12 protein-coding genes and 1 other RNA gene are annotated in these 10,893 nt (G+C 68.9%); 7 read left to right on the plus strand and 6 right to left on the minus strand.

The features are described from left to right. Nucleotides 1-13: 13 nt before the first annotated feature. The 3 genes from K2Y56_RS04830 to gap form a co-directional block, all read right to left on the minus strand. Nucleotides 14-1,222: a phosphoglycerate kinase gene (locus K2Y56_RS04830; RefSeq protein WP_292505667.1), complete on the minus strand. Its 1,209-nt coding sequence runs from the start codon at nucleotides 1,220-1,222 to the stop codon at nucleotides 14-16. 39 nt (nucleotides 1,223-1,261) lie between these two features. Beyond that, nucleotides 1,262-1,732, minus strand: a complete 471-nt coding sequence (locus tag K2Y56_RS04835) for a hypothetical protein (protein ID WP_292505669.1) — start codon at nucleotides 1,730-1,732, stop codon at nucleotides 1,262-1,264. 69 nt (nucleotides 1,733-1,801) lie between these two features. After that, nucleotides 1,802-2,809 (minus strand): type I glyceraldehyde-3-phosphate dehydrogenase, encoded by a 1,008-nt coding sequence (gene gap / locus K2Y56_RS04840; RefSeq protein ID WP_292505671.1) that lies wholly within the window; start codon nucleotides 2,807-2,809, stop codon nucleotides 1,802-1,804. Between the two features lie 390 nt (nucleotides 2,810-3,199). Between gap and K2Y56_RS04845 the strand changes: the two genes are divergently transcribed. The 7 genes from K2Y56_RS04845 to K2Y56_RS04875 all read left to right on the plus strand — a co-directional run bounded on the left by K2Y56_RS04845 (nucleotide 3,200) and on the right by K2Y56_RS04875 (nucleotide 7,696). Then, nucleotides 3,200-3,484 (plus strand): DUF4164 domain-containing protein, encoded by a 285-nt coding sequence (locus tag K2Y56_RS04845; protein ID WP_292505673.1) that lies wholly within the window; start codon nucleotides 3,200-3,202, stop codon nucleotides 3,482-3,484. 13 nt (nucleotides 3,485-3,497) lie between these two features. Next, nucleotides 3,498-3,857 (plus strand): cell division protein ZapA, encoded by a 360-nt coding sequence (locus tag K2Y56_RS04850; RefSeq protein WP_292505675.1) that lies wholly within the window; start codon nucleotides 3,498-3,500, stop codon nucleotides 3,855-3,857. Between the two features lie 120 nt (nucleotides 3,858-3,977). Next, a non-coding RNA gene (gene ssrS, locus K2Y56_RS04855) (6S RNA) lies at nucleotides 3,978-4,134 on the plus strand. Next, on the plus strand, nucleotides 4,124-4,720 hold the full coding sequence (locus K2Y56_RS04860) for a 5-formyltetrahydrofolate cyclo-ligase (protein ID WP_292505676.1): 597 nt from the start codon (nucleotides 4,124-4,126) through the stop codon (nucleotides 4,718-4,720). Before ssrS ends, K2Y56_RS04860 begins: the two co-directional genes overlap by 11 nt. 4 nt (nucleotides 4,721-4,724) lie before the next feature. Continuing rightward, nucleotides 4,725-5,546, plus strand: coding sequence for a TIGR00282 family metallophosphoesterase (locus tag K2Y56_RS04865; protein ID WP_292505678.1), 822 nt, complete (start codon nucleotides 4,725-4,727; stop codon nucleotides 5,544-5,546). A gap of 168 nt (nucleotides 5,547-5,714) precedes the next feature. After that, nucleotides 5,715-6,683 carry a MotA/TolQ/ExbB proton channel family protein gene (locus K2Y56_RS04870; RefSeq protein ID WP_292505680.1) on the plus strand — a complete coding sequence of 323 codons (969 nt, stop codon included), beginning with the start codon at nucleotides 5,715-5,717 and terminating at the stop codon, nucleotides 6,681-6,683. Then, a complete protein-coding gene (locus tag K2Y56_RS04875) occupies nucleotides 6,683-7,696 on the plus strand; it encodes a peptidoglycan -binding protein (protein WP_292505682.1) in 1,014 nt (337 codons plus the stop codon). The genes K2Y56_RS04870 and K2Y56_RS04875 overlap by 1 nt, the downstream gene beginning before the upstream one ends. Here the strand turns inward: K2Y56_RS04875 and K2Y56_RS04880 are convergent. The 3 genes from K2Y56_RS04880 to K2Y56_RS04890 form a co-directional block, all read right to left on the minus strand. Beyond that, nucleotides 7,677-8,390 (minus strand): gamma-glutamylcyclotransferase, encoded by a 714-nt coding sequence (locus K2Y56_RS04880; RefSeq protein ID WP_292505684.1) that lies wholly within the window; start codon nucleotides 8,388-8,390, stop codon nucleotides 7,677-7,679. The two genes, K2Y56_RS04875 and K2Y56_RS04880, sit on opposite strands and share 20 nt — an antisense overlap. A gap of 335 nt (nucleotides 8,391-8,725) precedes the next feature. After that, nucleotides 8,726-9,157, minus strand: coding sequence for an FKBP-type peptidyl-prolyl cis-trans isomerase (locus tag K2Y56_RS04885; RefSeq protein WP_292505685.1), 432 nt, complete (start codon nucleotides 9,155-9,157; stop codon nucleotides 8,726-8,728). Nucleotides 9,158-9,250: 93 nt separating this feature from the next. After that, nucleotides 9,251-10,678: a lipopolysaccharide biosynthesis protein gene (locus K2Y56_RS04890; RefSeq protein ID WP_292505687.1), complete on the minus strand. Its 1,428-nt coding sequence runs from the start codon at nucleotides 10,676-10,678 to the stop codon at nucleotides 9,251-9,253. Between the last annotated feature and the right edge of the window lie 215 nt (nucleotides 10,679-10,893).

The following is a 10,893-nucleotide window of genomic DNA, read 5'->3' on the forward strand; positions in this document are numbered from 1 at the left end:
AAATTGGTGGAACTTACCCCTGCTCCTTCACCCGCAACGCCTCGACGCCCGGAAGCACCTTGCCCTCCAGCCATTCGAGGAAGGCGCCGCCGGCGGTGGAGATGTAGGAGAATTCCTCGGCGACGCCGGCATGGTTGAGCGCCGCCACGGTGTCGCCGCCGCCGGCCACCGAGACGAGCTTGCCGGCCTTCGTTCGCTCGGCCGCGTGCCGCGCCGCCGCCACCGTCGCCGCATCGAATGGCGCGAGCTCGAAGGCGCCGAGGGGGCCGTTCCAGACCAGGGTCGCGGCTTCGTCGATGGCCCTGGAGATCTCGGCGACGGAAGCCGGCCCGGCATCGAGGATCATGCCGGATTCCGCCACAGCATCGACGCCGACCGTTTCGTGAGCGGCATGCGCCTTGAACTCGGTGGCGACCACGGCGTCCACCGGCAGGATGATCCGGCATTTCGCAGCTTTGGCAGCCTCGACGATGCGCAATGCGGTGTCGGCCAGATCCTTCTCGCACAGCGACTTTCCGACATCCTTGCCCTGCGCGTGAAGGAACGTGTTGGCCATGCCGCCGCCGATCACCAGCATGTCGACCTTGGTGACGAGGTTCTGCAGGAGGTCGATCTTCGACGAGACCTTGGCGCCGCCGACCAGCGCGATCACCGGCCGGGCCGGCGCTTCGAGCCCCTTGGTCAGGGCGTCGAGCTCGGCCTGCATCAGGCGCCCGGCGAAGGCGGGCAGGAGATGGGCGAGCCCTTCCGTCGAGGCATGGGCCCGGTGCGCCGCAGAGAACGCCTCGTTCACGTAGATGTCGCCGTTTGCGGCGAGCGCCTGGGCGAAGGCCGGATCGTTCTTCTCCTCGCCGGCATGGAAGCGGGTGTTCTCCAGGAGCACGACGTCGCCGTCTGCGAGGGAGGAGACTGCGGAGGCCGCAGCCTCACCGATGCAATCGCCGCCGAAGGCGACCGGGCGCCCGAGATGCTGGCTGAGCGTGGCGATGACGGGCTGTAGCGAATCCCGAGGCTCGGGCTTGCCCTTCGGGCGGCCAAAATGGGCGAGGAGCACGACGCGCCCTCCCCCATCGGCGATCTCCCGGATGGTGGGGACGATCCGCTCGATGCGGGTCGCGTCGGTGACGCGGCCGGTCTCCATCGGCACGTTGAGGTCGACCCGCAGCAGCACCCTCTTGCCCTTCAGGGATCCGGCATCGTCGAGGGTACGGAAGGCGGTCATCTCTGGTTGTCTCGCGCGGTTTTCAGGTTGGCACAGCGATCAGACCGGGATCATGGCCTGCAGGTTGAGGCGCTGCACGGCGATGGTGAGGACGACGGTGAGCACAGCGGTGATGATTGCGGTCAGAACAAGGGCACCGGCGCCAGGAAGCCGGCGCGTGCGGTCGGCGACCGCGCGGACCTCGCTGCGGAGCGCCGCGAGGTCGGATTGGCGAGCCGCCTCGTTCATGCGCTGGGCCGCGCCCTCCATCTTCTCCTCGACCCGCGAGAGCAGGGCCTCGGAGCGGGCATACTTGTCCTCGATCCGCGCGCACTTGTCCTCGATGCGAGCGAGCTGGTCGCTTGTCGAGGACGCCACGACGGTGTCGGTCGGCCCTACGGTCTTGGCGGGCACGACAGCCCCAGCTGTCGGCGCGGGGCTCGGCGAAGAGGCCTGTGGCGGGCTTGAGGGCGTCGGCGTGCCCGGGATGAAGTCGCGTCCGGTGGTATTCGTCGGCGAAGTCTCGGTCATCTCGGGCACACCTATTGTGGATTTGGCAAGTGGTCTTAGCGGAACGTCTCGGGCTTCGATCCCCGGAAACTAGAGCAGCTTGCCCATTGCCACGGCCGTGTCGGCCATGCGGTTCGAGAAGCCCCACTCGTTGTCGTACCACGCGAGGATGCGCACGAAAGTCCCGTCCATCACCTTGGTCTGGTCCATGTGGAAGGTCGACGAGTGCGGATCGTGATTGAAGTCGATCGAGACGTTGGGCTCGTTGGTGTAGGCGAGCACGCCCTTGAGCGGGCCGTCGGCCGCCGCCTTGATCGCACCGTTGACCTCCTCGACAGAGGTCGCGCGCTTGGCCGTGAACACGAGGTCCACCGCCGAGACGTTCGGGGTCGGCACGCGGATCGAGGTACCGTCGAGCCGGCCCTTGAGTTCCGGCAGCACGAGGCCGACGGCCTTTGCCGCACCTGTCGAGGTTGGGATCATCGACAGGGCCGCGGCGCGGGCCCGATAGAGATCCTTGTGCATCTGGTCGAGGGACGGCTGGTCGTTGGTGTAGGAGTGGATCGTCGTCATGAAGCCGCGCTCGATCCCGACGGTCTCGTGCAGCACCTTGGCCACCGGCACGAGGCAGTTCGTGGTGCAGGAGGCGTTGGAGATGACGATGTGGTCGGCGGTGAGCTGGTCATGATTGACGCCGTAGACGACGGTCAGGTCCGCGCCGTCGGCCGGGGCCGAGACGATGACGCGCTTGGCGCCGGCCTCGAGATGGGCCTTGGCCTTGTCGCGGCTCGTGAAGATGCCGGTGCATTCGAGGGCGATGTCGACGCCGAGGTCGCGATGCGGCAGCTCGGCCGGGTTGCGCACGGCCGTGACCTTGATGCGGTTGCCGTCGATGATCAGGAAGTCGCCATCGACCTCGACCTTGCCCGGATAGCGGCCGTGCACCGAATCGAAGCGCAGGAGATGGGCGTTGGTCTCGACCGGGCCGAGATCGTTGATCGCCACAACCTCGATGTCCTTGCGGCCGGCCTCGTGAATGGCGCGCAGCACGTTGCGACCGATACGCCCGAACCCGTTGATGGCAACCTTGACCGTCACGGCCTTCATCCTTCTTCTGTCGGGCGCCGAAACCTGGCACCCCGTAGAGCCCACATCGGCACGGCAAAGGCCCTGGGCAAGGCCTGGAGCTGCTTGAGCTCCCCATCGCACCGCGCCCGTCCTGAACGATGATGCGCTTGAACCCGGGATGAACCGCGCCGATCCCGCCGGCTCCCCGATATCGAGGGTGAAGCGGACGGAGTTTGAACGGGTCGCGGTCCGGCGAAGGCGTGTCGTCAGGCGGACGCCGGCTCCGTATCATGCCGGTTGGGGTGGGCAAAGGTTGTGGGGTGACGATCTTCCGCGAAAGTCAGGTTGATTTCGGATGGCGACGGGTCCGACAATGCAAGTCGACCGACTTCGAGACTGCATCACCATGGGAAGCGTGAGATGAGCCGCCCTGCCGGACAAGGCCTCATCCGCCTGGAGGCGGCCTTGGCGCGCCTGGAGGCCGTCGTCGCCGAGCGCTTCGCGGCCGAGCGCGCGCCGAGCGAGGCCGAGACCGAGCTCGCCCTGATGGGTGAGGACCGCACCCGCCTCGCTGCCGAGCTCGACGCGGCGAGCGCACGGCTCGCTGCGGTCGAGGCTGCCACCAGTGATGTCGGCCACCGCCTCGGGCGGGCGATTTCGGCGGTGGAGGGCGTGCTGACCCGCCCCCGCCATACCGACCTCTGACGGCGGCGCAGCGATGCCCCAGATCAACGTCACCATCGATGGCAAGAGCTACCGGATGGCTTGTGCCGACGGCGAGGAGCCGCATCTGGCAGCCCTCGCCGCGAGCTTCGATGCCCGCGTCGCCGAGATGCGCCAGGCCTTCGGCGAGATCGGCGACATGCGCCTCCACGTCATGGCCGCCCTGACCCAGGCCGACGAGCTGACCGAGGCGAAGCGCAAGCTCGCCGCGCTAGAAGCGGAGACGGGGTCCATTCGCGAACGTCTCGACGCCCTGGACGCCGTGCGGGCCGCCGAGGAGGCGCAGTTGGAGGAGGGCCTCACGCGCACGGCGGAGCGGATCGAGCGGCTGGCGAACACGCTGGCGGCGGGGTGAGGACCCGGGATAAGCAGCATGGCGGTGCAAGGATCGACTTGCCAGCAACTCAAGGTCGACGCCTTACCGAGGCGCCTGTGCCCCCTGGCGCAACGCTTCCACCGACGCTACATATCGATGGCGGGGCTGCAGAGTCCGTCAGGAGCACTTTCCCCGGGGCCTTATCGACTCCCCCGGGAGCTGTCCCTGGCCTCGTCCCTGGACTTGGCCAACACGGCGCCCACCTACATTGTAGGTTTCCCGGGATCGATCCTCCAACGGCTCACGTGGCTCCGCACTCATCCTCTTCGCCGACATCCGGCCTCAAGGCCGACCTCCGCAACGCCGCGCTCGCCCGCCGCGATGCCCTCGATCTCGATCTGCGCCGCGAAGGCTCGGAGCGGATCGCCGACGAGGTCATGGCGATCGGCGCCCTTGGTGAAGCCGAGATCGTCGGCGCCTTCTGGCCGATCCGGAGCGAGGTCGATCCGCGCCCACTCGTTCATCGGCTCTTCGCCCGTGGCCAGCGCATCGCACTTCCGAAGGTCACCCCGGCCGGGCTGGTCTTTCGCGAGTGGAAGGCCGGCGAAGCGCTGGTCCGCGGCGGTTTCGGCCTCAGCGAACCGCGCGACGACCTGCCCCCGCTCGACCCCACCGCGCTGATCGTGCCGCTCGCCGCCTTCGACCGGCGCGGTCACCGCATCGGCTATGGCGCCGGCTATTACGACCAAGCCATCGCGCGCCTCGCCCGCAGCGGACCGGTACTAACCATCGGCGTCGCATTCTCGGTCCAGGAGATCCACGAGGTGCCGGCCGAGGCCCACGACCAGCCCCTCGACCATCTCGTCACCGAGGCCGGGCCGGTCTCCCTGATCCGGACCTGACGACATGCGGCTGCTCTTCCTCGGCGACGTCGTAGGACGTCCAGGCCGCAACGCTGTCACAGACCGCCTCCCGAAGCTGCGCGAGCGCTGGCGGCTCGATTGCGTCGTCATCAACGGCGAGAACGCGGCCGGGGGCTTCGGCATCACCGAGGCGATCTGCGACGAGCTCCTCGGGGCCGGCGCAGACGCCGTGACGCTCGGCAACCATTCCTTCGACCAGCGCGAGGCCCTGGTCTTCATCGCCCGCCAGACGCGGCTGGTGCGCCCCGCCAACTATCCGCCCGGCACTCCGGGGCGAGGCGCCACCGTCGTCGAGACCCACAAGGGCGCCCGAGTTCTCGTCCTCAACGTGATGGGCCGGCTCTATCTCGATGCCCTCGACGATCCCTTCGCCTCGGCCGAGCGCGAGCTTTCCGCCTGCCCGCTCGGTGAGGTTGCGGATGCGGTGATCGTCGACGTCCACGCCGAGGCGACGAGCGAGAAGCAGGCCTTCGGCTACTTCCTCGACGGCCGGGCCAGCCTCGTCGTCGGCACGCACACTCACACCCCCACCTCGGACCACCGCATCCTGCCCGGCGGCACCGCCTACCTCTCGGATGCCGGGATGTGCGGCGACTACGACTCGATCCTCGGCATGCAGAAGGACGAGCCTCTGCGCCGCTTCCTGCAGAAGACGCCGGGCGCCCGCCTCGAAGCGGCCAGCGGTGAAGGCACGCTCTGCGGCATCGCCGTCGAAACCGACGACGGAACGGGATTGGCCAAACGCGTCGCGGCGGTGCGACTCGGACCGCATCTCGAGGAGACCTGGCCGCGGGAGTGGGATTAGAGACCTTCTCCAAGGCTGGTTTCCGACGCGCGCGCCGGGCGGACTTGATCGTAGAAGGCCCTGCGGCCAATGTGCGGCCGCAATCGCCCCGAGGGCGCCGCGCCGAGCGGAAGGTCGATGAGACCTCCGCGAGATGCGTCCTTGCTCCGATAATGAGTTCGCGACCCGATGGCGACCCGTCCAGCGTCCAACGCCGAACCCCTCGCCAAGCCGGGCATCTATCTGATCCGGATGCTGGTGTTCCTGATCCTGGTGGGTTTCCTCGCCTTCGTCCTGTTCAAGCAGATCACGCCGGCCTTCCTCGCCAATCCGGGCCTCAACGGTCTCATTCTCGGCGTCCTGCTCATCGCGGTCCTCATCGCCTTCGGGCAGGTGGTGCGGCTCAAACGTGAGACCGCCTACGTCAACGCCGTCGCGACGGGGGCCGAGCCGACCAAGGCGCCGGTCCTGCTGGCGCCGCTCGCAGAAGGCATCGCGGCGCGGGGCGAGGGGCGCAGCGTCCCCGGACTTCGCGCCTTCCTCGACACGACCGCCGCGCGACTCGACGAGGGCCGTGAAATCCTGCGCTACATCGCAGGGCTCCTGATCCTGCTCGGCCTGCTCGGGACCTTCTGGGGCCTGATCGACACCTTGAGCGCAGTCGGCTCGGTGATCCAGGACATGCGCGGCGGCGGCGAGGCCGGGGCGATGTTCGACGAACTGAAGAGCGGCCTCGCCAAGCCGCTCAGCGGCATCGGCCTCGCCTTCTCGGCCTCGCTATTCGGCCTTGCGGGCTCGCTCGTCATCGGCTTCCTCGACCTTCAGGCGGGGCAGGCCCATGCCCGCTTCCACAATGATCTCGAGGATTGGCTGCTCTCGGGCGAGGCGGAAATCGCTGCGCCCGTCGCGCAGACGGCGGTTCCGGCCTCGTCCAAGGAACTGACCGAAGCGGTGGAGCGGCTCACGGCGGTCGTCGCCGAGGGCGCCAACGGCCGCGTCGCGACGCAGGCGATGACCAACCTCGCCGAGGGGATCCAGGGCCTCGTCCAGCACATGCGCGCCGAGCAGCAGATGATCCGCGACTGGGTCGAGGCGCAGGCGAGCCGCGAGCGCGAGCTGAAACAGGCCCTCGACCGGCTCGGGCGCGAGCGGGTCTGATGGCGTCGCTGCGGACGCGGAGGGACCGGTCGCTCAACGTCTGGCCGGGCTATGTCGACGCCCTGGCGACGTTGCTTCTCGCCGTCGTCTTCCTGCTCACGATCTTCGTCGTCGGCCAGTTCTTCCTGTCGCAGGAGATCACAGGCCGCGATTCCGTCCTCAACCGCCTGACCCGCCAGATCGCGGATCTCACCGACCTCCTCGCCCTCGAACGGTCCAACAAGCGGGCGCAGGAGGAGGCCGCCGCGAGCCTGCGAAGCACGCTTCTGGCGACGGAAACCGACCGCACCCGGCTTCGCGCCGAGGTCGAGGCGGCACAGGGCACCGGTGCCAGGGCGGGCGACCTCGACAAGCAGCTTGCCGCCGAGCGGGCCAATACCGGTCGCGCCCTTTCGCAGGTCGACCTTCTCAACGAGCAGATCGCGGCGATGCGCCGCCAACTCGCCGCCCTTGAGGACGCCCTCGCAGCATCGGAGAACCGCGACAAGGAGAGCCAGGCGCGGATCGCCGACCTTGGCAGCCGGCTCAACGTGGCGTTGGCCCAAAGAGTCCAGGAGCTGGCGCGCTACCGCTCCGACTTCTTCGGGCGACTGCGCCAGATCCTCGGCAACCGGCCCGACATCCGCATCGTCGGCGACCGCTTCGTGCTGCAATCCGAGGTGCTGTTCCCGGCGGGCTCCGCGAGCCTCAAGCCCGAGGCGGCACCCGAGCTCGACCGCATCGCCACCGCCATCCTCGATCTCGCCAAGCAGATCCCCGCCGACATTCCGTGGGTCCTTCGCATCGACGGCCATACCGACGCGCGGCCGATCGCGAGCTCGCAGTTCCCCTCGAACTGGGCGCTCTCGGCAGCCCGCGCCATCGCGGTGGTGCAGTTCATGGCAGGCAAGGGCATCCCGCCCCAGCGCCTCCTGGCGGCGGCTTTCGGCGAGTTCCAGCCGATCGAGGCCGGGACTACCGAGGAGGCTTATGGCCGCAACCGCCGGATCGAGCTCAAGCTGACAGAGCGCTGAGTCGGCTCCCGGCGATGCCCGCCAGCCGTTCGGCGACGAAGGCTTGGAGCGACCACAGGTGCCGGTCGTGGATGCCGAGCTCGGCGCAGGCGAGGACCGTCCGGCGCAGGTACTCCGCACTCGGTCCGAGGCCGCCATTGGCCGCCGCGATGAGCTCGGCAATGCGCCGCTCGTCGAGGCGGCCGGTGTAACGCTCGCAGGCCGGGTTGGCGACGAAGGTCAGGGCCTCGACGACGCCGTTTCGTGTCGAGACCGGTAGCCAGCGGGCTCGGTAGCCGTTGCCGCGCATCTCGCGGCGCCAGACCGGCAGTAGGGTGTCGCGCCAATCTCCCGCCGGCAGGCGGAAGACGACGCCCTTGCAGATCCCGCCCGCCACCAGGGCGAGGACGAGGCCGGGATGCTCGGCCGAGCCGCGAAACCGCCTTTGCGACAGGCAGAACCTGCGGTGCCAGCCGCGCACGCAACCGATTCGCCGTTCCTCAATGGCGAATTCGGGCTGCCAGATCAGAGAGCCATAGCCGAAGACCCATGGGCCGGAGCCGCCGGGCTTTGGCCGCTCACGGAGCGCGACATCGAGGCCGGCCTCGACCTCGGCATCGTCGAGGAGCGGCATCGCGGAGGCGATATCGGCTGCCGGCCGCGGGTGGGCGGCGGCGATGAGGTCTTCGGTGAGGGCGAGGTGGCGCAGCGGCATGGATTCTCTATGGCTCCGCCCGAAGAGGGGCGGAGTGCTAGGCAAGATCCGCGCGATATGGAACCGGTCTCGAGGGACGCTTTAAGCGCGACGATCGAGCCATCGTCACACCCTTGATGTCATTCCGGGGCTGCGCAGCAGAGCCCGGACCCGAAGGGGCGCGCCGGAGGCGTGCAATCCATAGCCTCGACCTGTGCAAAGCATGGCTCCGTCGGCGGCTATGGATCCCGGGCTCGCCTTCGGCGCCCCGGGATGACGGTGTGGGTGACATCACATCGGCCAGAAAGAAAGTGTCTGGTTGGCGAACCTGAGTTCAGGGCCTTTGCGACCTTGGCTCAGCGGGCGCCGAGGAGCTCGACGTCGAAGATCAGGGTGGCGTTGGGGGGGATGACGCCACCGGCGCCGCGGGCGCCGTAGCCCTGGTCCGGCGGGATCACCAGCCGACGCTTTCCGCCGGTCTTCATGGTGGCGACCCCGGAATCCCAGCCGGCGATGACCTGTCCGGCGCCGAGCGTGAAGCTGAAGGGCTGGCCGCGATCACGGGATGAATCGAACTTCTTGCCCGGCTTGCCGCCCTCGTCGAGCCAGCCGGTGTAGTGGACGCTGACCTTCTGGCCGGCCTTCGGCTCGGGACCGGTGCCCACGACCTCGTCCTGGTACTTCAGGCCGGTGGGCGTCGTCACGTATTCGGCTGAGGCGGATGCGGTCATGGCGATCAACGAAGCTCCGGCGATGAATGTGAGGAAGCGAGAGGGCAAACGAGGCATGAGGCGTGGTTATCCTGTCTGGGATGTCCGGGACGACTTGCCGAGGCGGTGCGTTAGCACAGGCTGCCCCGCCCTGCCGAGAGGGGAGGACCATCAGGGTCTCGCGAGCGACGATCCCCGCAGCCGGATCACGAAGGTCCCGATCCCGTGGAGGCTTGCCGCGGCAAGCGCCATCGCCGCGGCGCGCAGTGTCACGGCGGCGGCCATGGCGGCAGCGGCGCCGATGACGCCGTAATGCAGGTAGGCCGCCGAGCAGAGCAGGGCCGCGAGGGCCAGGGTCGCGAGAGTGATGGCCGCGGCCCTGCGCTCGCCGCCGAGCATGGTCAGCAGGTGCTCGCCGGGGCCGAACAGGCTCGCGGCGAGGCTTCCCGCCACGAGGATTGCCAGGACAGGAAGGGCGTCGCGAAATCCCGACCCGAACAGATCGAGGAGGCACGGCGCGACGAGGAGAAGGCTACCGCCGACGAGGGCGGTCCCGGCAGCGGTGAGCCGCGCCTGGTTCCACACGAGCCTCTGGAGGCCCTGCCGGTCATCCGAAGCCGCGAGCGCGGAGAAACGCTGCGCGGTCGCGGCGGTGGCCGCATAGGACACGAAGCCGACGAACTGCTGCAGACGCGTCGCCGCGAAGTAGAGGCCGACGACGGCGGGCGGCGCGATCAGGCTCAGGATCACGACATCGATCACGGAAAGGGCGGCGGTGGCGAGATCTCCGGCAGCGATGGGCAGACAGGCGCCAAGCCAGGATCGCCAGAGATAACGGCGCGGTCCGGACGCGATCGTTCGGGCGAGGCGCTGCCGGAGCCGGAAGGCCTGGACCGCGGCCGAAATCGCAGTGGCCGCGAGCATGCATGCGAGGGCGGACGAGGCCATCGCTGGAGCGCCGGCACTCAATGCGGCGACGACAGCGACCATGATCAGGCCCTGGCGCAGGAGATAGGGCGGCGCGATCGCCAGGACTGCCCAGTTCTGGCTGCGGGCGACCCCTTCGAGGAAGTCCTGGAACGCGAAGACCGGCAGCACGAGCGCCGCCATCACCAGGGGCATGGCGTAGGGCCCGCCGGGAACCGAACCTTCGAGCCAGAGGGCGGCGATCCCGAGGGCCGCGACGCCAGCGCCGACAACCGCCGAGATCACCGAACCAGCGAGGAGGAAGCCGCGGACGGCATCATGGTCGCCGGCCGCCTGCGCTGCCGGCAGGAAGCGGCAGGCCCCCTGGGACCAGCCGAGATTTGCCGAATGCCCGAGGATCGCGATCCAGACCGAGACGGCGGCGAAGATCCCGTACTCGGTTCCGCCCAGGAGACGGGCGATCAGCACCTGGCTCGCATAGGCGAGACCGGCGGAGGCGACCCGGGTGGCAAAGACCGCGGCGGCGGCATGAAGACTGCGCCCGGCGGATGCGGACGGTACAGTCGCCACACCGTCGTCGAAGGCCGCCGGCTCCGATGCCCGGATGACCCGGCGCCTGATCGGCACCAGGGCTGTGGATGGGATGGATCGGATGTAGGCCGAAGCCGTCACGGGGCCTCCGGCCGCTACTCATCCGCCTCGGCGGTCGCACGTTCGGCGAGGCTAAGGTCGTCGGGGTTTCCGGGCCGTTAAGGTCAGGGTCCGGTCAGGCCCCTCGGCGGCGTACCGGCGACAGACGAGGGCGGACGCGGGGCGTCCTGCACCGGAGCGGGGCTGCCAGTGGTGCCCACTTCCGGTTGCAGCAAGGACAGCGAGATCACCCGCGT

The organism is Methylobacterium sp. (assembly GCF_019745455.1).
Taxonomy (GTDB): domain Bacteria; phylum Pseudomonadota; class Alphaproteobacteria; order Rhizobiales; family Beijerinckiaceae; genus Methylobacterium.